The organism is Psychrobacillus lasiicapitis (assembly GCF_006861795.1).
Lineage (GTDB): Bacteria > Bacillota > Bacilli > Bacillales_A > Planococcaceae > Psychrobacillus > Psychrobacillus lasiicapitis.
In genome coordinates this window covers 144732-168515 of the sequence record NZ_VDGH01000009.1, presented here as the reverse complement: position 1 = coordinate 168515, position 23784 = coordinate 144732, and the positions used below count along the sequence as shown (strand labels likewise).

General features: G+C 35.9%; 22 protein-coding genes. 8 read left to right on the top strand and 14 right to left on the bottom strand.

What is annotated here, in order from left to right; all coding sequences use genetic code 11:
- Positions 1–287: 287 nt before the first annotated feature.
- From FG382_RS15800 to FG382_RS15770, 7 genes are all read right to left on the bottom strand, one after another.
- Positions 288–1124 carry a hypothetical protein gene (locus FG382_RS15800; RefSeq protein ID WP_142539854.1) on the bottom strand — a complete coding sequence of 279 codons (837 nt, stop codon included), beginning with the start codon at positions 1122–1124 and terminating at the stop codon, positions 288–290.
- A complete protein-coding gene (locus FG382_RS15795) occupies positions 1117–2679 on the bottom strand; it encodes an AAA family ATPase (protein ID WP_142539853.1) in 1563 nt (520 codons plus the stop codon). Before FG382_RS15795 ends, FG382_RS15800 begins: the two co-directional genes overlap by 8 nt.
- Before the next feature lie 908 nt (positions 2680–3587).
- Positions 3588–3863 carry a hypothetical protein gene (locus tag FG382_RS15790; RefSeq protein WP_142539852.1) on the bottom strand — a complete coding sequence of 92 codons (276 nt, stop codon included), beginning with the start codon at positions 3861–3863 and terminating at the stop codon, positions 3588–3590.
- A gap of 417 nt (positions 3864–4280) precedes the next feature.
- The gene (locus FG382_RS15780) at positions 4281–4517 is read right to left on the bottom strand and encodes a hypothetical protein (RefSeq protein ID WP_142539850.1); all 237 of its coding nucleotides are present in this window, start codon (positions 4515–4517) and stop codon (positions 4281–4283) included.
- Between the two features lie 214 nt (positions 4518–4731).
- Positions 4732–5247 (bottom strand): DUF3189 family protein, encoded by a 516-nt coding sequence (locus FG382_RS15775; protein WP_142539849.1) that lies wholly within the window; start codon positions 5245–5247, stop codon positions 4732–4734.
- 220 nt (positions 5248–5467) lie between these two features.
- The gene (locus FG382_RS23020; protein WP_211356409.1) at positions 5468–5626 is read right to left on the bottom strand and encodes a hypothetical protein; all 159 of its coding nucleotides are present in this window, start codon (positions 5624–5626) and stop codon (positions 5468–5470) included.
- A 205-nt stretch (positions 5627–5831) separates the two neighbouring features.
- The gene (locus tag FG382_RS15770; RefSeq protein ID WP_142539848.1) at positions 5832–7085 is read right to left on the bottom strand and encodes an MFS transporter; all 1254 of its coding nucleotides are present in this window, start codon (positions 7083–7085) and stop codon (positions 5832–5834) included.
- Positions 7086–7221: 136 nt separating this feature from the next.
- Here FG382_RS15770 and FG382_RS15765 point away from each other — a divergent pair, with 136 nt between their 5' ends.
- From FG382_RS15765 to FG382_RS15755, 3 genes are all read left to right on the top strand, one after another.
- Positions 7222–8142 carry a LysR family transcriptional regulator gene (locus tag FG382_RS15765; protein ID WP_170206549.1) on the top strand — a complete coding sequence of 307 codons (921 nt, stop codon included), beginning with the start codon at positions 7222–7224 and terminating at the stop codon, positions 8140–8142.
- An 88-nt stretch (positions 8143–8230) separates the two neighbouring features.
- Positions 8231–8662: a WapI family immunity protein gene (locus FG382_RS15760; RefSeq protein WP_142539846.1), complete on the top strand. Its 432-nt coding sequence runs from the start codon at positions 8231–8233 to the stop codon at positions 8660–8662.
- 39 nt (positions 8663–8701) lie between these two features.
- Positions 8702–9553: a pentapeptide repeat-containing protein gene (locus FG382_RS15755; RefSeq protein WP_142539845.1), complete on the top strand. Its 852-nt coding sequence runs from the start codon at positions 8702–8704 to the stop codon at positions 9551–9553.
- A 225-nt stretch (positions 9554–9778) separates the two neighbouring features.
- Here the strand turns inward: FG382_RS15755 and FG382_RS15750 are convergent, their stop codons facing one another.
- The 5 genes from FG382_RS15750 to FG382_RS15730 all read right to left on the bottom strand — a co-directional run bounded on the left by FG382_RS15750 (position 9779) and on the right by FG382_RS15730 (position 14994).
- Positions 9779–10129, bottom strand: coding sequence for a hypothetical protein (locus FG382_RS15750; protein ID WP_142539844.1), 351 nt, complete (start codon positions 10127–10129; stop codon positions 9779–9781).
- 7 nt (positions 10130–10136) lie between these two features.
- Entirely contained in the window at positions 10137–12023 is a 1887-nt protein-coding gene (locus FG382_RS15745) for a DUF6792 domain-containing protein (RefSeq protein WP_142539843.1), read from the bottom strand.
- 15 nt (positions 12024–12038) lie between these two features.
- Positions 12039–12695 carry a hypothetical protein gene (locus FG382_RS15740; RefSeq protein WP_142539842.1) on the bottom strand — a complete coding sequence of 219 codons (657 nt, stop codon included), beginning with the start codon at positions 12693–12695 and terminating at the stop codon, positions 12039–12041.
- A gap of 190 nt (positions 12696–12885) precedes the next feature.
- Positions 12886–13554: a hypothetical protein gene (locus FG382_RS15735; protein ID WP_142539841.1), complete on the bottom strand. Its 669-nt coding sequence runs from the start codon at positions 13552–13554 to the stop codon at positions 12886–12888.
- A 249-nt stretch (positions 13555–13803) separates the two neighbouring features.
- Positions 13804–14994 (bottom strand): iron-containing alcohol dehydrogenase, encoded by a 1191-nt coding sequence (locus FG382_RS15730; protein WP_142539840.1) that lies wholly within the window; start codon positions 14992–14994, stop codon positions 13804–13806.
- A gap of 211 nt (positions 14995–15205) precedes the next feature.
- Here FG382_RS15730 and FG382_RS15725 point away from each other — a divergent pair, with 211 nt between their 5' ends.
- From FG382_RS15725 to FG382_RS15715, 3 genes are all read left to right on the top strand, one after another.
- Complete coding sequence (locus tag FG382_RS15725; RefSeq protein WP_142539839.1) at positions 15206–16627, top strand: sigma-54 interaction domain-containing protein; 1422 nt, start codon at positions 15206–15208, stop codon at positions 16625–16627.
- A gap of 148 nt (positions 16628–16775) precedes the next feature.
- Complete coding sequence (locus FG382_RS15720) at positions 16776–17975, top strand: iron-containing alcohol dehydrogenase (RefSeq protein WP_142539838.1); 1200 nt, start codon at positions 16776–16778, stop codon at positions 17973–17975.
- 30 nt (positions 17976–18005) lie between these two features.
- The gene (locus FG382_RS15715) at positions 18006–19466 is read left to right on the top strand and encodes a CoA-acylating methylmalonate-semialdehyde dehydrogenase (RefSeq protein WP_142539837.1); all 1461 of its coding nucleotides are present in this window, start codon (positions 18006–18008) and stop codon (positions 19464–19466) included.
- A gap of 53 nt (positions 19467–19519) precedes the next feature.
- Here FG382_RS15715 and FG382_RS15710 read toward each other — a convergent pair whose 3' ends face one another.
- Together FG382_RS15710 and FG382_RS15705 are read right to left on the bottom strand one after the other, a co-directional pair.
- A complete protein-coding gene (locus tag FG382_RS15710; RefSeq protein ID WP_142539937.1) occupies positions 19520–20884 on the bottom strand; it encodes a DHA2 family efflux MFS transporter permease subunit in 1365 nt (454 codons plus the stop codon).
- A 44-nt stretch (positions 20885–20928) separates the two neighbouring features.
- Positions 20929–21480, bottom strand: a complete 552-nt coding sequence (locus FG382_RS15705; RefSeq protein ID WP_142539836.1) for a TetR/AcrR family transcriptional regulator — start codon at positions 21478–21480, stop codon at positions 20929–20931.
- 336 nt (positions 21481–21816) lie between these two features.
- Between FG382_RS15705 and uvsE (FG382_RS15700) the strand changes: the two genes are divergently transcribed.
- Both uvsE (FG382_RS15700) and uvsE (FG382_RS15695) read left to right on the top strand, forming a co-directional pair.
- Entirely contained in the window at positions 21817–22770 is a 954-nt protein-coding gene (uvsE, locus tag FG382_RS15700) for a UV DNA damage repair endonuclease UvsE (RefSeq protein ID WP_142539835.1), read from the top strand.
- Positions 22771–22811: 41 nt separating this feature from the next.
- Complete coding sequence (uvsE, locus tag FG382_RS15695; protein ID WP_142539834.1) at positions 22812–23777, top strand: UV DNA damage repair endonuclease UvsE; 966 nt, start codon at positions 22812–22814, stop codon at positions 23775–23777.
- The last annotated feature ends 7 nt before the right edge of the window (positions 23778–23784 follow it).

The following is a 23784-nucleotide window of genomic DNA, read 5'->3' as shown; positions in this document are numbered from 1 at the left end:
CGAGGCTACCTGTATACGAAGAAAAAGCCCCTCCGTCATTTGATAATTTAATAAGACAATTGTAATTTAGCGCGTTTAGCAATAATGTAACTATTATAAGAATCCTTTCTGCGGGTTGTATTATGATGATTTAACCTATCAGAAATGGATTCTTTTTTCATTTTCATTAATGGATGTAATAAAAGCTTATTAAATAGGGTCCAAAGGCTCCTTACGAAGTTTTTTGAATATTTTAGGATTAATGAATTTTTGATTTAAAAAATCAATTTATAAAACTGAATAAAAATCTAAAATAAACTTTTAACTCCTTCCTCACAAAACCATTCGCTATTTGATAGTCCCTCAAATAAAGCAACTTGCCAACAATTCAAATCTATCTTTCTTCTTGAATTTGACAATTCTATCAAATGCTGTTTTAAATCCAACGAATTCATTTCTCTCCATATATCTAAATTACCAATTATCTCATCAACCGCATGACTGATATACAACTCATTTAAATCCATGTCCTTAAAGTGAAACTGAACCCTATAGTAAAAATCCTCATCCCACATACTAGCTTTAGAAATATAAAAGCATATATTTAACTCTTTATCTTCTTTAATCTCCATATATAGAAATCTTTCATCACCTAAATCATCCAAGTATGGATGCAATGTTTCTTCTAGATGAGTACTTGGTTTTGAAGAAAGCTTCTTTTTATTACAATCAAAACAAGAGGGAACAAGGTTTATTGGTGCAACTACTAATGATGGATAGTGTGTTTGTGCTAAATAATGATCTAATGTAGTTACTTTCCTTTGCCCACATGTTGGACAAGTATTTTGTGGACTAGCACTTCTTATTTTTAAATAAGTATCTCTACCTGGTCCTTTTTCTGCTGAAAATTTTTGTTTGTATACGGATTTTAATTCTTTTTTTTCTATACTTAATTCGGAACATATCTCATCTGTAAGGCTATATAATAACTTTACACCTTTTAGTTCTAAATAAGCTTTCTCTTTACCCAAGATATAAGTTAAACAATCATTCAGTCTTTTCTTTTTTTCTTCATCAGTAAAATCATTAACACAGCTTGTATAAACTTCTTTTAATAAAAATTCTGGCTGAGGTAAATTACGCATCTGCATCTCTTTCCTTAATATTAATAAGATTTCTTAGAATGGCCTTTGCTTCTAATCCTAATTTTCCATCAAAATAGGCTAGTGCCTCTTCATAGGTGTTGAATTTATTTGCAACTTCTATTAATGCATTGTGGAAGCCTGAATTTGTAAGCTCAAAAGAAAAAACTTCCTTTGTTAAGGTATTTATATTTTCTCCATAAGTTTCTATAGTAGGTCTATGAGTATTAATTTCAAAACCCTGTCTATCCAAAATATAGACACATTCACTTGGTACTTCTTGCAAAATTACTGGGGAATGTGTTGCTATTATACCAATGCCATTTCTTTTGACAAGTAAATCAGATAATATTCTAATGAAAGTCGAAAGTAATGGGGGATGTAGATGACTTTCTGGTTCATCTAGAAGCACTAAAGTTTTTTCTTCTAATTCTTCTATTAATTTACAAATTGTCAATAAAACAATTGAATGCCCAGAACTAAACTTCTTACAAATAGGTCTTAATTCTGAATAAAAAGATTCTTTAAGTAACTTTTTCATATCTTCATTTTGCTTATTGAACTCTACTTCTTTTATTTTAAGTTTTTCAATGAGATCAGATTGATTAAATATTGGATCAATATTTAATTCTAATAAAGCTTGCTGTAGTCGAGCTCTTTTTGAAGGTATTTTTCTACATTTCCACATACTATTTATAAGTTCTTCAACTAACATTTCTGTATTTTTGTTAAAAACATTCCCTTTACTGTTCATAGCCTTTAATCCAATATACGAGTAAGAGGGTCTTTTTTTACTTTTTTTAGTGTTTTTGACAAAATCAGTCCCGTCAAATGCACTAAATGATATATACATAATGTTCTCGAATATTTTTTCATCATATCCAAACTTTTCATAATTTGATTTGATTTGTGATTTACTATCCTTATTCATAATAGAAAATAACAAATTGTTCATTAAATACGTTTTCCCAACACCATTTCTTCCTATAATTACTTGAACGTTAGTAGGTGGATGTGAATTTGGTTTTGAATAAAAAGTAAACTCTTTCGATAAATTAGTTTCATGGCTATGATAAAAGAAGCTAAAATTATATGGAGTTAAAATAGAGTTACCAAGAGCAAGATTCTGAAGCTTTTTTAACTTAGATATTTTATCTCGCAATAATGATCTAGTTGTGACCCTCAAATTTTTTACTTTGTTAAATAATTTTTTATCCAAAGCAATATCTTTTAAATTTTCTAATACGTTATCTCTTAATTCATCCCCTAATTTATTTAAATTTTCATAGTAATATATATCTTCGCCAATAGAAAAGAATCGATCGTCAAGTTTAGTGAAATATTCTTCTAAGTTTGGACTCCGTTGATCAGATTCCATTTCGATTTCACCAATTTTCACCCCACCAATATAAATTACTTCCCCATTATCTTCTTTATAATATAATTGATATAAAGTTTTAAATTCCCACCAATCATTCCAATTATCTTCTAATAAATAAAAAAATCCATTTTCACATTTTTCTATTTCTGAGTTTACTGGCAACTTTCTAAATTTCATAAATCCTCCTTTTTATAGCTCTACCCTTTTATAAAACTTAATAATATTAAAATATTCTTTCTTTTATTATATCGATAAAAACAAAAAATGGAATGAACATACAATCCATTCCATCACTTCTATCAAATTTTATTATAAGTGAGTTAATTTTTAAAAATATCGGTAAAGATGTAAATAAAATTGATGAAATTAGTTTCAATTTAATGGCAAGTGGTGCAGGTGAATTAGTAACAATACTGTCCTTAGCAGCCCTGATTTAGTTTTAGAATATATGGAGATGAATAAAAAGGATATTCCCAAAGAGAGATTGCTTATGAGTTTTTAGAAGGATTGGGTGAATATTAGTTACTATAAGGTAGGCAGGTAATTACTTTATTGTTTAATTAACTGGTGTTTTAGTTAAAGAATAGAAGCTTAAATTAAATGACTTTTATATTACATGCTGTTAGAATCAAAAAAAGTAATACAGACCACCTGTTTACTCTTTGTCCGCAAATTGTCCGCATAATTATTTTTTTGTATCGATCCGATTTTACGTAACTGATTTTCACAGTCTCGAAAACCTTATTAAATCAGACTTATTTAACTAAATCGAATTCAGTTTTACTAGGTTGATTTAGTGTTACAAATTTGACAGGGACGGGGTCGGGGGTTCGAATCCCTCTCAGATCATCACACGAAAAACCTTTCGCATCAAGGCGTTAGGTCTTTTTTATGTTTGAATTCAATCATTTTATTTGTTGATTTTATTTGCCATATGACCGTTGTGTGACGAATTTTAAAAAAACGTTTTTTTAGTTAATAAATTCGTCTCCATTTTACCTATCTTCTTGATGATTTCTTCATGGATAATGTTTTGATAAGAGATTGATTTTGTGCTACCTGGATAAACATAATTTTCGTATCCATTACCCCCGCCTGCATTTTCCCATAGCTGTCTTTAAAAGTTCATATAATTTTTCTGTTTGCTGTTCCGTTTGTTCACGCATTACTTCTCGTGTTTCATTGCTTGTTTTAAAAATAGTATTCTCTAATTTCATGGACTGTTCTTCCAGCTTTTGAATACGTTCATCATGCTTTTCATCAACTTTTTCTAATGCTTTTATTCTTTCTTCGTGGTTGTTCAATTGTACCGCATGTCCTTTCACTGTTTCGAACATTGACGGCCTACTCCCTTCCGTCATTCCCATTCCCCCTATCTCAATATAAAAAACACCCTCCACTTCAATCTGTGGAAGGCTAAAATTTATTTCCGGAACGCTCGTCTTTCTGCATATTCAACGCATAAGGGACAAACTTTTACTTTTAGATTTCTTTCATTCTTATAAGTTCGCATATCATTTGTTTTTCTTAAGCAAAAATGACATGACTTATTAGATGGTTTTTGAACGCTTTTGATTTTTGATATTAAATCTGTTAATACTTTCATTAGACTACCTTCCTTTCATCTTTCCTATTTCGGCAAAAGCAAGGTGTTTCCTTTAACAATATTTTGATATAAAAAATAAAGCTAGTTTATCCTGCGTTTACGAGTTTTTCAGACCAAAAAGAACGCCCGTGTGGACGTTCCTCATAAAGTTTATTCTTTTCTCTTAAGAATTCTATGTCCCAGATGTTGATTTTAAATCCATGGAGTCCCTTAAATCTCTTAATAGTATCGACAAGAGTTGCCGAATACTAGAATCAGAATCATTTGTAGCTAGCCCATATAAATAAAAGAATTTATCTGATACATTTGTCGCTGCCCCTGCAATATAAGAGGGATTAGTAACCTCAAATTCCGGGAAGACTTTAACAGCTTCTTCATTTGCAATTTCCACAACTCTCAACTTAGACATAATCTCCCTCTTTTCCTTAAATACTTATAATAAATATACTCATATTAAATAGTTTTTATTCCGTATATTAATTTTTATAATGTTTAAGATATAAAAAGAGATAAAAATATACATGCCAATATAAGAAAAAGAACGCCCAGTGACGTTCCCCCAAAGTTTATTCTTTTCACTTCTCTTACGACGCATTAGGTTCCCAAACTAACTACATCATTAATTAGTCTTTGTAAGCTGTATTTTCTAGAACAATAACTCGTTCCTCACTTGGAGTATGTCCCATTTGTTTCGTATTTTCTACCAATCGAAAAATATTATCACAGCATTGTTGGGCACCTAAAACTAATAATGGTACACCTATAAAATCAATTTTTAGTCCTCTTGAAAAAAAACCTCCAATTGACATTACCATTGGGACAGTTGGAGATGTATTGGAGAAAATTATCTTTTCATTGAATTGGTGTTTATTTTGAATCAATAAAATTAAATCTTTCATTGCTGGTACAACTAGCTTAGAGGATTTCCGGCCTATTGTATACACTGAGTCTCCATCTTCATCACTACCATGAAAAATGATTCGTCCAGCATCCTTTTTAGTTAATTTATTGAAATAGTTTACATTTAATATTTGTTCTTTTGTTAACTTTTTCTCTGATTGGGTAATTTCTTTTAAATGATAAGCGGCCGCCAAAGCCGTGGTATGCGTTCCGCCATAGTCATTATATATATAAATCATGTTATCATCCTTTATATTTTTATCTATGGCTATTATGCTCATATAGTCTAGTATCAATTCATTTGATGCCATTTACATTTGGATTTATACATCACTATTACCAATAAGCATAAAAAATAACACTAGCTTATACTGCGTTTCCGGTTTTTTTCGAACCAAAAAGAACGTCCTTATGGGGACGCTCTAAATTGGATTATTAAATTTTACTTACTGTACTGGATTATCTTTTCAACGGTGGCCTCTTCTTACCGTCTTCTAAATGTTTTACCCATTCATTTATATGTTGCATAATGGTGTTCTCAGGACGGACTGCTTGTAATCTTCCCTTAAAAGCAGGATCAAGCATAGCCTTTTTCACAATGCCATCATTGATTTTCATCCTTTCAGATGTCGTTTCTTTGTTTTTCCGATAAGCTCAGTATCAACAATATACTAAACAATTTTCATCTGTTCGTTTTCAGTCCAAAATAGCTTTCCCATTGTAAAACCTCTTTATAGAATGAAGGATTTCGCTTCAAAACCTATGACTTTATTTTGTGGTTTATGTTGTTTCTAGTACTTATAACTTAGTGGTAGTTCTGTAGTTACGCCAATCGACCAGAGTATTGTTTTTTTATAAAAATAACAAAAAAGCTTGCTAATAAACAGAAAATCCCTGCCATAAGGAATGACCCTGTGTAAGAATTAAAAAATTGATAAATGAGTCCCCCTCCATAAGCAGCAGCTGCTGCACCTACTTGGTGAGATGCAAAAATCCAACCATAAATGACGCCACTTTGTTTTATGCCAAAAATTTGCCTAGAGATACTAATTGTTGGTGGTACAGTAGCGATCCAATCTAATCCATAAAATATAGAAAAAACAAACAATAAAGTCATAGACCCTTCCTTTAACGCCCAAGGAAGAAAAACTAAAGAAGCCCCTCTCAAAGCATAGTAGGTAAATAGGAGCCAGCGATTATCAAAACGATCCGATAGCCAACCAGATAAAGTAGTACCAACCAAATTGAAGACTCCCATGAACGAAAGAAGGGAAGCTGCCGTAACTAAAGGAATTCCAAAGCTGATACAATAGGAAACAAAGTGCGTACCGATCAAACCATTCGTGGAAAACCCACAAACAAAGAAACTACCTGCTAATAACCAAAACGCCTTCACTTTCACCGCAGTTGCTAAACCTTCAAATGCAGTTACAATTGGATTTTCCTTTTGCCCTTCCTCGCCGTCTTCTACTTCCTCTTCCTGCCCATATCGAAGAAGTCCAATATCTTTTGGACTATTTTTCATAAATATTAAAATGATCATCAGCATTATCAAACTCAAAGTCACAATTAGTCCCATCGCGGGACGCCACGAATAGTTCTCAATAATCCCTGCCAATACAGGAAGCAAAATGAGCTGTCCCGTCGCTGTACTCGCGGTTAAAATCCCTACTGCAAGACCTCTTCTTTTCTCAAACCAATGATTCGCCACATACGGGCTTAATACCGTTAAAAAAAGACTAGATCCAAGCCCAATAATGACTCCCCAAATGATGATTAGCTGCCATGCTTGTTGCATAATAAAAGTGAAAAGCATCCCCGTTAGTAATGTGACCATCGATATCATCATCATTTTCCTTAAGCCTATCACGTTGAGTAATGCCGCCATAAACGGACCAGATATTCCATATAAGAACAAGCTAATCGCAAAAGCAATTGCAATAACCGATCGATCCCAGCCAAATTCGCTTTCGAAAGGAGTTATAAAAACTCCCGATGACGACATCGTAATTCCCGCTACTATAATGGAGAAAAATGTTACAGCAAGGATAAACCAACTATAATGTATACGTTTCAAAACAATTCCCTCCACCTAAGATACTTTCCTTAACATTAACCCATTTCAAATTATCAGTAAAATTGAAATTTATGAAGTTATCTATTGATATCTCTGATACTATTGTAGTAAACATAAAATCAGAGTAGGTGAAATAATGGAAATACGCCATTTTGTTACGTTTAAAAAAGTGATAGAAACGGGAAGCTTCACCCAGGCTGCAGAACATTTAGGATATACACAATCTACCGTAACTTCTCATATTCAAGCACTTGAAGAACATTTAGGTGCCCCTGTATTTGATCGAATGGGTCGGAAACTAAGATTGACCGATGTCGGCAAAAAGCTATTGCCTTATACGAAAGAAATTTTAGAAACCTATGGAAGAATAGAAACTATTACTAGCGATGAAGAGGAGATGAGTGGAGAGTTAAAGATTTCCGCTCCGGAGTCCTTAACCGTATACCGCCTAGAACCAATACTAAGAGAGTATAGAAAGAAGTTTCCACATGTAAGCATCAGTTTAAGTAACGCCACTTGCGGAGATAACAAAAGAGCAATACTTAGTGGTAATGCAGATATTGCATTTCTTATGTTGCCACAACTGCAGGATTCAGATTTAATCGTCCATCCCTTACTGGATGAACCTATTGTCCTTGTCGGAAGCCCTGATTGTTCGCTGAATATGTTAGATAATAGCTATGATAACCAAAAGCTAAGCGAATGTTTAATCGTGAATGAGGAAGATTGTAGTTACCGAAATATGTTTGAAGAATACCTAGGAGATAGAGGAATTACACCTTCTCACACCATGAAGCTTTGGAGTGTCGAAGCGATGAAACGTTGTGTCATGAGTGGTTTAGGTATTGCTTGTCTACCTTTAATGGCAGTAAATGAAGAAATCAAAGAAGGTAAATTAAAAGTGATTCCTTGTGATGGGGGCTTTTATCCGATTTTCTCTCAATTTGCTTATCATAAAAACAAGTGGGTTTCCCCGGCACTAGCAATGTTTATCGAAATTACATTGAAGCATGCGAGAGATTGGTCGAATATAGAAACATTTTCGTTGAATAAATAATAGGCTCACTTTAAGAAAAAAGTTGATTAATTCCATTAAATTCATTTAAACTAACACCGCAGTTTAGTCCAATAAGGAAGGTGGTAAGGTGAAGTTTCGTCTGTTAGGGGAGAAAACTAAAGTTGAAATAGAGATCTTAGGACGTGAACATCCGAATAGCTATGATTATTGGGATGGAAACTGGGTTGTTTCAAATGTAAAAGTTCAAATTCCAGGGTATTATGTTGATTTTAATGCAAGTTTAAGGACAGATGAAATTAGAGATTTTGTTGATGATTTGAAGTTAATGGATAGGCATTTATCGGGAAAGGCTATATTGAATAATTTAGATAGCTTTATACACTTTGAGGGAAAAATGGATAAGTTAGGTCATATAGAATGGTCTGGAGAGACTTGTTATCCAGTAGGAACTGGTGCAGTGCTGTCCTTTGAATTTATGTCAAATCAATCGTATTTAAAGGATTTGATTAAAGATTTAGAAGATATAACGGATGTATATCCCGTAATTGGTAAACCATAGTTGCTCAACTGAAAAGTAGAAATTTAAAGAGGGTTAAAAATGAATAAAGAAACAACCAAAAATATAAGAAAAGGGTTAATTGCTGATTGTACTAAATGCTTTGGACTCTGCTGCACAGCACTTAATATTATGCCATCTAGTGATTTTCCAATTATTAAACCCGCAGGTACTCCTTGCATGAATTTACAATCTGATTATAGTTGCCAAATTCATAGCCAGTTAAGAGAAAAAGGCTTTAAAGGCTGTACAGTATTTGACTGTTTAGGTGCTGGGCAAGTAGTTTCTCAGGTTACTTTTAACGGCCACAGTTGGCGAGATAATCCTGAAACTAGAGAAAAAATGTTCCAAGTGTTTCCTATAATGGAGCAAATCCATGAAATGATTGCGTATGCAGCAGAAGCCATTTCGTACGATATTCCAGCTACCTTATCTGATAAGTTGAGTCAGAAATTAATGGAGCTGCAGTGTTTAACCAAGTTGGATTCTGATGAACTATTATCTCTTGATCTAGTGATGTATCGATATACGTTGAATGAATTGCTTACAGCAACCAGTGATATTATTAGAGAGGATATTATTGCAAAGTTACCTGGTGCTAAAAAGGTGAAAGAATATGACCATGCAAGAGCCGATTGGATAGGAAAAAAATTAAAGGATAAAGATTTGAGGGGAACTGATTTCAGGGGAGCATATTTAATTGCTGCCGATATGGAAAATACAGATTTAAGAGCGGTGAGTTTTATTGGTACCGATTTGCGTGATGCTAATTTAAGTGGGGCGAACTTATCAACGAGTATGTTCTTAACTCAAATGCAAATTAATTCAGCTAAAGGTGATGTAAAGACAATATTACCCTCACATATACAACGCCCTTCCCATTGGATTAGCTAAGTTTGTGTATGGAAGGAGCTTTTGGAGATTATCTTCGTTCAATTGATACAGAATTTCTTACTTCATTAACGAACGCCTTAGGAAAAAGTTGTCCACTAACTTTAACAGACCCAAATAAAAAAAGAAATCGTTCATCGATAATATGAGTGGACGATTTCTACTATAGTAAAACTATATTATGTCTTTCTTTGTTCAGACGTCAATAAAAGATTATTAACCTTCTATTTAGTTGGCCTCCGCCTCTTCCTCCCACACTCGATAGTCAATTGTCATCGATTGTGTTTTCATATCATCCACTTGATCTTCGAAGGATTGAACCATCTTCGAAATATCTGAACTAACAAGTTGAAGTGCCGCCTCGTTTTTTTGATGTTGCTCAATCGCATTTTGATCAATGGCTTCTACAATTTTACCAGTACTTGCGTCGTCCGCCATGATGTCTTGCACTAATTTCAAAAATTTCCGATCCTCTTCGCGGATAGCATCCACATACTGTTGGAGTTTATCTTTCTTATCCAAATGACTCTCATATGGTAAAATTCTTGCCGTTAGATTTACTGAATAATAACGATACATTCCCTTTTTAACCTCCTGGAACATAGTCGAACAGCGCTGCAACAAATTCATCCTTATCAAACAGGGTTTCGATTGCTGTTCTCGACGTAGTTAGAAATGTTTTCGCATTCGTAATTTCTGTTTGTAAAATCGATTGAATGCCGTCGAACTGAATACCACTTAAAGGCGGTAAATATTCATGGACATTGGCCCCTACGACCTCTGCTTTATTTCCTGAAGGAGCAACACATGCATTGATATGGTCGGCATAGGAAGATGGATTACTTTCAATCTCATTGATCCGACTTACGACTTTTGTCCGCTCTAGCATAAACCCGTCTACCAATTCGGCATCCAATGCTGCTATAAGCGCCTCTACATGGCGGTTTTTTACTTCCAATGATTCGTTGCCCTGCTGATACATACGAACTGCTGCAGAAATATTTACCTTGATTTTATCAGCTCCGCTCCCTTTCACTAAAATAAGATCACTCCCTGAATAAGCACGACCGGATTGGAGTCCCAGTGCATTTAGCATTTCGAGAATGGAATGACTATCTCCGATTTCTGCAAGCATAGGTCCTAATATATGTTGTAGCTTTTCGAAGCTCTCCGTAAATGAATCTTTCAAATTCAATAGACGGATTAGCGAGCCGATATCTGCACCGAGGACCGTCATGAATGGATTACTACCCGAATAGTTCCCATCGTATTGGGATTCCCGGATGGAGTTATTCGTCTGGATGAGGGACTTCATTTCTTCCAAAAGCCCTTCAATATTCGTCAATTCCTTGACGACAATATCTTTATCAGCTTCACTCAAATATCCTGCATCGACAAAGTGACTAAAAATGACATCACTATTACTTGTCATTTTTTTGATGGAATCTATCAGCGGGGGAACTTTTGTATTCATGTCTGCGATCATCGCATTGATTTCATCGCCTTTTGTCATGTACAACTTTGCATAATCCCAGTTCCCCTTTGCCCCTTCAAATATCGATATGTCTAATCCTGTCAGTTCCTTAAGGCCATTTGCGCTGCCTGCTTTCTCTGCTACCGTATACGTGATGGCAAGCTGTTGCAAATGTGCTACTTCTGAATCGGGTAGCTGATCGAATATGTCACGGATTCCTGGTCTTTCTGTATTTGTATCAATCATTTCAACAGTTCCTACAGGAAAGAAACCTCTTGCCCCACTGATGCCATATAAAGGATCATCTGTTGAAATGAGCTGGTAAATGCCTTTTGTATTTCCTTTCTTCTCATAATACTCTTCTGTGAAATTCCGCAATTGTGCTGGATCTAGTTTATAAATAGCTAAATAATCATTTCGATTTAAGGAAAATTGCTTATTCACTTCTTGACGAAACTCTGCGTTTGCTGAATAAAGCTGATAATAATTTGTCTGGGCTCCGTTCACACTGTAGACTCTATCAAACACATTGTAGATCAATTGTGTTGATGCATTATTATTGTGGGCAAGCGAATGGGACATTCCGATAATATCTGTCTGATTTGCTGTATCATTGACGTTAAAGTGCTCCTTTGCATCTTTGACGAAGTTATATGTGGCATAAGTCTGTGATGCATCTTGCCCTGCCAACATTGCATTCATATTGTACTCCCAATCCTTCGCCTGCTGACTGCCTTGGGAAAGGATATATAATTGGTCATTATCCTTGCCTTCCGTCTTGAAATAAACAGCAGTACCGTCATAGCCAGATTCATCGCCTTTTATGCTTTTCGCATCGCTCGATTTTAATATTTCGATATCCGCTTTCAATTCGTGACCAGTTTCTTCAAAATAAATCCTTCTGATTTCCTTTTCAAAGTCTTCATTTTTCAGACCTTTGTACTCTAGATCAATTAAACGTAGCCGGAGAATATCAGAATTTAAGATATCATTTTCCATTTGTCATCACCTCTTTCATTGGACTTCTTGATCTACGAACTCAAAGGACCTGGCCCAATGGATCATTTTCTCTATTTCTTCTTCTTTTATCTGCTGACACTCATTTTTATCGTTCTTACATTGCGTGTCATAAACGATTTGGACCGAACCTTCACCATTTAAACTTACGACCAATGCAGCTATACCGAACACATCGGGTTCGAATTCAATTGGCGCATAGTAGACTTCCGAAGATTCAGAAGTAATTTTTTCGAACTCTAGCTTCTGATCGACACGCCCTTCTAAGATTTCCAGGACTACTGGGGCGTTTTCAGTCGACTCATTAGTATAATAATTGATCTTAATCTGAGAATCAGTTCCATTGTCATTTAGAGTACTCATTAAAAAACCTTCAAATTGGTCGTCTCTTATTCCATACCCTTGGTGAATCACTCCTTCTTTTGGAAATAGCATCCGGTAACGCTTCGTCCCCGAAAGGAAAGAATAATATCCTTTTTCCACTTCTTCAGTAGACTCGATGAAACCTCGTGTAAATTCATCCTGTAGCGCTCGGACATCTGGCAAATCGAGCTCCTGCATTTTTGAAGTTTTTTTTTCCTTTGCTATTTGACAACCTCCCAGCACTAAACTAATGCCTACCATAAATAATAATGGTTTATGGTTTTTCCACATGTCAGCACTCCTTATTGAAGTAGATATTACACCATCAACTTACCTAGCTTTACTAGCAGACTACACTTGTAATCTGAAGTAAAGTGAAGCCCTTTTATCTGGTAAAATTAAGATAAAGTTTCCTTTCAATAAAGTTGGTTGCCCCGAAGATTATCGAAATGTCCTCAATTCAACTAGTCCATCAACGCTTTTATTTGATTTCTTTATCTACGAACTCAATCGATTCGGCCCAGTGGATCATCTTATCCACTTCTTCTTCTTTTATCTGCTTACACTCATTTTGATCCTTCTTACATTGCGTATCATATACAATTTGAATCACACCGTTCTCTTTTAGACTTGCGACCAATGCTGCTATGCCGAATGTATCTGAATCAAATTGGAATGGCGCATAGTATAGCTCTGAAGTTTCAGCTTTCACTTTTTCAAACTCCAGCTTTTGTCCAACACTCCCTTCCAACATTTCCAATCCACCTTCAACGCTTTCTATAGTCGCATAGGCATAATAGTTGATCTTAATTTGGGAATCGGTTCCATTGTCATTTATAGTACTCATTAAAAAGCCTTCAAATTGATCTTCTTTCACCCCATACCCTTGATGAATTACTCCTTCTTTTGGAAATAGCATTCGATACTGCTTCGTCCCCGAAAGGAAAGAATAATATCCTGGCTCCACCTCTTCAGTGGACTCGATGAAACTACGCGTAAATTCGTCTTGTAGTGCCCGGACATCCGGCAAATCCTCCGCCTTCATTTCTGAAGGTTTTATATCCCTTTCACTTCCCTTTCCCATTTGACAACCTCCCATTACTAAGCCAATGATTACGAGCCATACTATTAAACTATAATTTTTCCACATGACAGCACTCCTTAAAGAAATAAATGCATGAGTATATTCTATTTACTTCATATTCTAATAATTAGCATAATTCCTTGACCTGAACAATTGAAATCCAGCTAATATCTTACAATTGCTTCATAAGTCATTTTCTCCCTTTAATCTAAAGGTCTTTTGAAATGCATAGAAGCATCGGTTTTTGTTACCTTTTTCACTCTTAATCTACGAAAATAACCACCCCTCTAATTTCGAGAAGTGGTTATAGCTTGTTTATCTACTTACTTCTTTAAAGTTACTGTGCACATTATAGTAAGCATTCTCCAGAATCTTTAAATAATCAGCAGATGTAACGGAACGAACATTGCTTGGGGTCGAATTGTTCTGCATTGCTAACTCCACAATGCGTGGGAAATCTTTTTCCTGTACACCCGGTAAATCTTTTAACTTAGGGATTTTGAGTTGATCTGTAAAGGACGTAATCCCTTCTATTAGCTTTTCAACAGCCATATCCTCTGTGTCCGAATCATTTGCAAATTTCATATAACGTGCCAATGTTGCATGCATTTGCTTGTCTTCTTCTGCATTGAAACGTAATACATGTGGTAAGAACACTGCATTTGCAACACCATGAGGAGTATCGTAAAGCCCACCCAGTGCTTCTGCTAAACAATGAACTGCTGCGACATCCGCAGAACCAAAACATAAACCAGCAAGTAAGCTGCCTTCTAACATGTCATGACGAGCCTTTTCATTTTGTCCATCACGAAAAGCAATAGGCAACGCAGAAACAATCGTTTCCATCGCTTTAGCGCCTAGGGCTTGCGAAATGGGATTAGTTACTTTACATGTATACCCTTCAATAGCGTGAACTAATGCATCCACACCAGTTGCAGCGGTAACAGCTGATGGAACGCTGAATGTTAAGGAAGGATCAAGTACAGCTAGGATCGGTCTCAAGGAAGCATTTTTGAGTGTCATCTTTCGATGTGTTGATTTCTCGGTAATAACAGCCGATCGAGTCACTTCTGAGCCTGTTCCAGCTGTAGTTGGAATACAAATAATGGGAGCAATATTCGTGTAAGCACGTAAACCATCCGCATAATCAGATGGAGTTCCACCATTTGGTCCACATAGAGCAATAGTTTTCCCAGTATCCATCGCACTTCCACCGCCAATAGCTACTACAGCGTCTGCAGTAAAGTCGTGAAATATTTTGGCCCCTTCCAAACAATCTGTATCTCGAGGGTTTTGTTCAATGGAGTCAAATAATAATGTACGATAACCAGCCGTCTCTAGGGCAGTTTTTATAGGTGCAACCAAGCCTGCACGGACTACACCAGGATCACTTACTAATAAAATAGATGAGCCGATTTCAAGCGATTGCAGCATTTCTGGTAGTTGTTTAGCTTTTCCGATTCCCATTTCGATTTGAGTAGAGCAAAAATAGCTATAAGTTTTCACGCATATCCCTCCTATTATTCTTAAACTTATTTATTTGCTTGGGGAGTTTGTTGATGAATCTAACTCCATATTTACATGATACACATAATAGATTCATCATTATATAATAATTTTCAGATTATTTCACGTATTCTCTTATTCAAAAACCAATCTGACTATTCTATGTTCTTAAAAAACAGGTATACTAATAGAAGATTAGTCTTTCGATATAATGATACGGGGTGAGAATTTGCGACAAGGAAAACTAGCAGGAAAAACTCCAGACTTACATACTACGGACATATTAGAAATCATTTTAAACAGTGCCTACGAAGGAGTAACTGTTGTTGATAAGAACGGAATTATAGTAGAGTTTAATGATGCTTACAGTCGATTTATAAGTGTAGATAAAAAAGACGCAATTGGTCGTCCTGTTTCCGAAGTTATCGACAATACAAATCTTCATCATACAGTAAAGACTGGAATTTCTGAACGAGGTGTCATTCAATATATTCAAGGCCAACCAATGGTCGTTCACCGTATTCCATTATGGAAAGAAGGAGTGTTGGTTGGAGCTGTTGGTATGTTGATTTTTGAAGGGGTGACAGAACTTTATCGTATTTATGAACGTTTTCTCGAAAAGACGGCACAGACCGGAAAAATTAATAGTCAAAAGCTTGTTGAAAATACAAAAGTAAGTAACTCAACTTTAGATCGAATCATTGGTACAAGTGATGCTATTGCCAATCTCAAACGTATGACGAGAAAAGTGGCTAAAACAGAAGCAACCGTTTTAATTTCAGGGGAAAGCGGGACAGGGAAGGAAATGTTTGCACATAGTATTCATGATCTTAGTCACTATACCCAAGGTCCTTTTATAAGTGTAAATTGCGGGGCAATTCCTGACCATCTATTTGAATCAGAGTTATTTGGCTATGAAGAAGGTGCTTTTACCGGTGCAAAAAAAGGTGGTAAACCCGGTAAACTTGAATTAGCGGAATCTGGCACGATATTTTTAGATGAGATTGGTGAAATGCCCCAAATGATGCAAACAAAATTGCTTCGTGTCTTACAGGAAAAAGTGTTTGAACGAGTTGGAGGAATTAAACCAATCCAATTAAAGGCGAGAGTTGTTGCAGCAACGAATCGAAATTTAAAGGAAATGGTTCAGTCAGGTACTTTTCGAGAGGATTTATATTATCGAATAAATGTGATTGAACTTGCTATCCCACCACTCAGAAAGAGATCGGAGGATATTCCCATTCTAATCGCTCATTTCTTGACAGACATCTGTAAGAAATATGAGATGGCGGAAAAAGAAATTACAGAGAATGCAATTTCCTCTTTAATGAATTATGAGTGGTATGGAAACATACGAGAACTAGCTAATATTATTGAAAAGGTAGTCATCTTAACAGATGGAAATGTTATTGATTCACACCATCTCCCTAATTATATTAAAGGTCAGCATTTTTCCTCTATCCCTTCTCTTTCACCAATCAATCAATTGAAAGAGGAGGACGATAATAAAGAAAAGGAAATAATCATACAAGCAATGAAGGATTCGGGAGGAAATAAATCAAAAGCAGCCGATAGACTAGGAATCCATCGTACGACTTTATACAAAAAGTTGAAGAAACACGGCTTGCAGTAATCGATTATTGTAGTTTAAAAGCAACACCTTCTACAAAAGTGTAGCATACTAGCTACACTTTTTTTATTGGAGGACTTCTCATACTGGCGTTTATAACTTGGCATGGTTCTTGCATAGTTATATATGAAAAGAAAGGGAGGTAATTTAATTGGATCAACCTGTTGTTTTTCGTACCCCTCAAACAATTCATTATGGTCGAAAAGCCTTTGAAAAAGTCGGTGAGGAAACGTCAGCCAAAGGAAAAAAAGCTTTAATCATCAGTGATAAAGTGATGGAAAGTTTAGGCTATATAGAGGAATGTAGAAAATTGCTTTTAAATTGGAAAGTTGAAAGTGCTTTTTACACTGGAGTTGATTCCGAACCAACCGATGTGTATGTAGCAGAATCACTTGAAATATTTGATAAGGAAAACTGCGATGTAATCATTTCCCTTGGCGGAGGAAGCTGTATTGATACTGCAAAGGCAATTTCAGTGTTAGCAACTAATGGTGGTTACATAGGAGACTATATGGGTGGAAAAAAACTTGCTGATAAGCAGCCAATCCCTCATATTTCTATTCCGACAACTGCCGGAACTGGTTCAGAAGCAACAGATGCAACCATTATTACGAACACGTCCAATGATGTAAAGATGATGATTAAACAACCAGCATTTATGCCGGAAGTTGCGATTGTCGATCCATTATTGACACTTTCTTCACCAAAGGGTGTTACAGCAGCCACAGGTGTGGATGCACTAAGTCATGCAATAGAGGCATACTTATCTATAAAAGCACAGCCAATGACAGATATGCTTGCCCTCTCCGCTATAGAAAAAATAGTACAAAGCTTAAAAATTGCTTATGAGGATGGAAAAAACATCGATGCAAGAGAAGCAATGTCGCTAGGATCGCTACAAGCTGGTATGGCTTTTACCAATGCATCCGTTTGTCTTGTTCATGGGATGTCTAGACCAATCGGTGCATTATTTCATGTCCCGCACGGTATATCTAATGCAATGCTACTGCCTGCTGTTCTTGAATTCAGTTTAGATGCCTGTATTGAACGCTTAGCTGATTTAGCTAGATTGTTTAAGCCTGACTGTGGTAATCTTTCCACTAAAGAGGCTGCTGAACTAACTGTATATGAAGTCAAAAAGCTTTGCCAAGAATTAGAGATTCCTAATTTAAAAGGATGGGGAATCCAACCAGAGGCATTTAAAAATGCAATTAGCAAAATGGCAGAAGATGCACTTACAAGTGGGAGTCCAAATAACAATCCAAAAGTACCTACGAAACAAGAAATAGAAGAACTTTATGAAGTGTGCTTTGACTATCAATTCAGCTCAGAAAGTATGGTAACAAAATAAAAATAAGAGATTCATCAGGAGGTTTTTTCATTGACACAAACAACATTAAAAACACTAAAAAACTATGTAGGTGGTAAATGGATAGAGGCAGATACAGATCAATCACTTGAAGTCTATAATCCAGCGACAGGTGAAATAATCGCACATGTTCCAATTTCAACTACAAAAGATACAGACCATGCAATTGAGGTTGCCGCAGAAGCATTTGAAACTTGGAAAGACGTCCCTGTTCCAAAACGGGCTCGTATTCTATTTAAGTATCAGCAATTATTGGTAGACAATCATGATGAACTGGCAAAATTGATCACTATAGAGAACGGTAAAAACTTTACAGAAGCATACGGAGAAGTGCAACGCGGAATTGAAAATGTGGAATTTGCTGCAGGTGCCCCAACACTAATGATGGGTGAATCACTTCCATCGATTGCCACAGATTTAGAATCGGGCGTATACCGCTATCCAATTGGCGTTATTGCAGGAATTACACCATTTAACTTTCCAATGATGGTACCTTGCTGGATGTTCCCAATGGCTATTGCTACTGGAAATACATTTGTTATGAAGCCCTCAGAGCGCACACCATTACTTGCAAATCGCTTGGCAGAGCTACTGGAAGAAGCAGGTTTACCAGCTGGCGTATTTAATATTGTGCACGGAGCACATGATGTTGTAAATAGTTTATTGGATCACAAACAAACAGCAGCCATTTCTTTTGTTGGTTCTCAACCTGTTGCCGATTATGTCTACAAACGAGGCACAAGTAACCTAAAACGTGTTCAGGCCCTAGCAGGAGCGAAAAATCATTCCATCGTTTTAAGCGATGCAAATTTGGAAAATGCGACAACACAAATTATGAATGCTGCATTTGGGTCTGCTGGAGAACGTTGCATGGCTGCTTCTGTAGTTGCGGTAGAAGATTCAATAGCCGATGAGTTTATTACATTACTTACAGAAAAAGCGAACCAAATTCAAATTGGAAACGGATTAGATGAAGGGATTTTCCTTGGTCCTGTCATCCGTGATAATCATAAAACGCGTACACTTGACTTTATCGAAAGTGGCGAAAAAGAAGGAGCTAAACTTGTCCGTGATGGTCGTCTAGACGAAGCTGCCAAACAAGAGGGATATTTTGTAGGACCTACTATCTTTGATAATGTAACTTCAGAAATGAAAATATGGCAGGAGGAAATTTTCGCGCCAGTATTGTCGATTTCCAGAGTAAAAAACCTGGAAGAGGCAATTGACTTAAGTAACCAATCACGTTTTGCGAATGGTGCTTGTATCTTTACAAAAGATGGTGGAAGTGTTCGCAAGTTCCGCGAAACAATCGATGCAGGTATGTTAGGTGTAAATATTGGCGTTCCCGCTCCGATGGCTTTCTTCCCATTCTCTGGATGGAAGGATTCCTTCTACGGAGATCTACATGCCAACGGAAAAGATGGATTACAATTTTACACAAGAAAAAAAGTGATCACTACAAAATGGGTTTAATACTTTCAAAAAAAAGAAGTCATGACATTCAGTCATGACTTCTTTTTTAATAATTAATGTACATCTACTGGTTTTTTCATAAACAATGACAATATAAAATTGATCACTGCAAATACTAAACCTATCGTAAATACAAAGGATGAGCCAGATGCTACAGCCTCCGGTAAACGATCGTTAACTATTGCTAGATAACTATTTTGTTTAGCAGATAACAGTGAAACCATTACTGCAATCCCAACCGCACCTGCTACTTGTTGGATGGTTTGCGTGATAGCGATCCCATCTGGATAGTATCGTTTCGGCAAAGAATTTAGTGTATTTGTTTGTGTAGAAGCAAGTACAGCACCGATCCCTAGCATCATGATAATATGGATAACGATAACAACCCATAGAGCCGCATCTGTCCCTAATTGTGCATAAAGTGCATAAGCAATAATTACTAAAATTGTACCAGGAGTGATAATTGCTCTTGGACCATATTTGTCAAATAACCCACCTATTATAGGTGCTAAAATACAGTTAAGTAAGCTACCAGGCAGAAGTACGAGCCCAGTTGTAAATGCCGCAATTAATAAAGCCATCTGCATATACATCGGTAAAATTACTAGCATAGAAAGCATATTAAAAAATGTTATAAAACTCATAAATACACCAAGAACAAAAAGAGGATACTTAAACGCTCTTAAATTCATCATTGGCTGCTCCATTTTCATTTGACGCATAGAGAATAAAATAACTCCTATTAAACCAATAACAATTGATCCGATAACTATTGAACTAGTCCATCCATTATCACCGGATACACTGAATCCGTACACGATCCCACCAAATCCAATCGTTGAAAGAATGACGGATAATAGGTCAATGGAAATTTTACGTACTTCATTCACATTCGGTACATAAAAGACTCCGATAATAAGTGACAGTAATAGGAACGGTACTTGAGCCCAGAAAATCCAATCCCACGATAATGTATCTAATATAAGTCCAGCTATTGTCGGACCTAAAGCTGGTCCAGCTAACATAACTAATCCCATAATCCCCATAGCCGCTCCACGTCGATTTGGAGGGAAAATAGTGAAAATGACATTTTGCGTTAACGGTAAGTTAATAGCTAGCCCTGCCGCTTGGATAATACGGCCCGCCAATAAAAAACCAAATGAAGGCGCTAATGCAGCTAAAACTGTACCTAAAATAGTTAGGATAATAGAAGTTAAAAACATTTGCCTTGTTGTGAACTTTTGCATAAGAATACCTGTAACTGGTATTAAAATACCTAGCGTTAAAAAGTAACCTGTTGCCAACCATTGAACTGTTGTTGGTCCAACTTCGAAAATATTACCCAAGTCCCCCAAAGCAATATTTAGTGCCGTTTCACTAAAAAGTCCTACAAAGCCAGCAACTAATAGAGCTGTCATTATAGGGCCAGTTTTTATTTCTTTCTTCACTTAATAAATCTCCTCTAAAGCATTTTGGGTAATAACTGTGAAATAATCTTAAGCGGTTCTGCCTCTTTTTGAGTCAGGCAAAGAAGCATGGCCCCTTCAATGGAAGCTGTCATCATAAGTGCAATAGCATTAGCTTTATCCTTTGTAAATCCATCTGCTAATAACTTTTCCATATAAATAGCTTGTATCTTTTGATACAACTGAGCACATGCATTTCGTACTGGCTCACTTAACGAAGCCATTTCACTCACAATACTGCTAAATGTATATCCAGTAAGGGTTCCCTCCGCCTCAAAATTTTCCACTAATTTTGAAATCATTGCTTCTGCGGCTTCACGTGTAGTCGGATATCGTTCGAAAATCTCTACAATATCCTTTGTAATCTCTTCATTCAACAATTGAAGACAAGCAATGAGTAATTCTTCTTTTCCATTTGGAAAGTGATGATAAAGCGAACCTTTTGAAATATTACACGCTTTAATAATTTCATTTAGTCCCACTCCTTTATATCCTTTTTGTTGAAAAAGATTTGTCGCGACGTCTATTATCAGCGATTTTGTATCCATTCCCGTAGCACACCTCCACCATACCAACCGGTCTGTTTTTAACTATAACAAAAAAAATTGCTATAATTCAAGTTTTTTTTACACTCTACCAGTATCCTAATACATAATTTAGACACAAAATCAGCTCAGCTGATAAAAGTTCCACTTTGACTGTTTGGGTATATTTGGAAAGAACACAAAAAGTCTCCATCAGCTTGTAAATAGAATGGAGAAACGCAGAATTACCACCATCTTCTCCTTATTTGACGTATACATGAATAGATTTTGCGGATGATAAGATAAGCTATAAAATGCTCTGAAAAAATCTGCTGAAGCAATAAATAAAGGGGAAACTAGATGAAGATTCGGTTCGGCTATGTAGCAAATGCTTTAGGCTTATGGGATGCAAGTCCTTCAAAAACTGTAACTTTTGCTCGGTATTCTACGCTTCCTAAAAATGAACGAATGGAAAAGTTGAAATCTATAACTGCACAAAATTTACAGCATACAAAAAGAATTTTGTATTACAATATCGCGCATGAAATAGAATTGTACCGACTTTCCAGCTCACTTGTTCCGTTAGCAACCCACCCCGAAGTATGTTGGGATTTCTTAACTCCATTCAAAACGGAATGGGAAGAGCTCGGAAGTATTATCCAACAGTCTAAACTAAGAGTAAGTTTTCATCCCAATCAATTTACACTTTTCACGAGCCCAAAAGAAGAAGTAACTATAAATGCAGTAAAAGATATGGAATATCATTATAAGATGCTTGAAGCGATGAATGCTCTTGATACGGGGTTGATAAATATTCATATCGGTGGTGCCTATGGGGATAAAAATAATGCCATAAATAGATTCCATCAAAATCTAAAAAAACTACCAAAGAAAATTAAGAAGCATATGACACTGGAGAATGATGATAAAACGTATGATGTGAAGGAAACACTCATGACTTGTGAAAAAGAAAACATTCCAATGGTACTCGATTATCATCACCACATGGCAAATACCGGCGAGAATGACCTACCTCTTTACCTACAACGTATTTATAACACATGGAATAACTTTAATACAATACCGAAAGTCCACATTTCTTCTCCAAAATCGGATCAAACCTATCGTTCCCATGCAGATTTTGTTTCCTTAGACTTTATCCTTCCCTTCTTAAAAATGGCAAAGGAGCTTAATCAGGATTTTGACATAATGATAGAAGCCAAACAAAAGAACCTTGCAATGCAAAGACTAGTAGAGGAGATAGCTGCACTTCGAGGAGTTAAACGGATTACAAGTTCATCTGTGGAATGGTAACGCTGGAGAATAGAATAAATAAAATCGACGAGGTGGAATAAATGACAATCGTACGTCTTGGTTATGTCGCAATGAGTATGGAACTAAAAAACGCATCTCCATCACAAACAATGACTTTTACCCAATTCACAAAAATTGATGATCGGGAAGCCGCGATTCGTAAATTAGAACGCATCGCACTTTCGAATTTACAAAACACATTAAGACTGTTAAAACATAACGTAGCATCTGATATCCATTTTTATCGTTTAACCTCTCACCTAATCCCTTTAGCAAACCACGAAGAGCTTCTTGATTGGAATTATTTAAAGCCATTAAAAGAAACACTTCGGGAGATTGGGAATTTCGCAAAAAAACATAACATGAGAATTGATTTTCATCCGGATCACTTTGTGCTCATTAACTCGAAAGAAAAGCATATCTTGAAAAATTCTATCAATACTTTAAAGCTACATTACTTATTATTAAAGGCAATGGGGATTGATCCAACTCATCGCTGCGTTATGCATGTTGGTGGAAATTACAAAGAAACCGAAATGTCACTAGAACGTTTTGTCGATAATTGGATGGACGTTCCAAAAGTGCTTCAAAATATGATTATGCTCGAAAATGATGATACTTCCTTTACTCTAGAAGATACACTTTACTTATGTGAAAAACTAGATATACCACTAGTTTTCGATTATCATCATCATCTTGCGTATCATCAAAATGCAAATTGGGAGGTCCACTGGAATAGAGTGATACAGACATGGAAGCATTCTCCGCTCCCCATAAAAATGCACATATCGAGCCCAAAGAATGAAAAAGCCTTTCGCCATCATGCAGATTATGTGGACATCGATATGTTTTTTCAATTCCTTCACGTAACTAAAGGCAGTATACCCCAAATTGATTGTATGATTGAGGCAAAGAAGAAAGATGAGGCGCTTTTTAGATTAATGGAGGAAGTAAAAACAAGAAAAGATATTGAAATAATCGATGGCTCTTCTTTCTCTTTAAAGTAAATGAAAA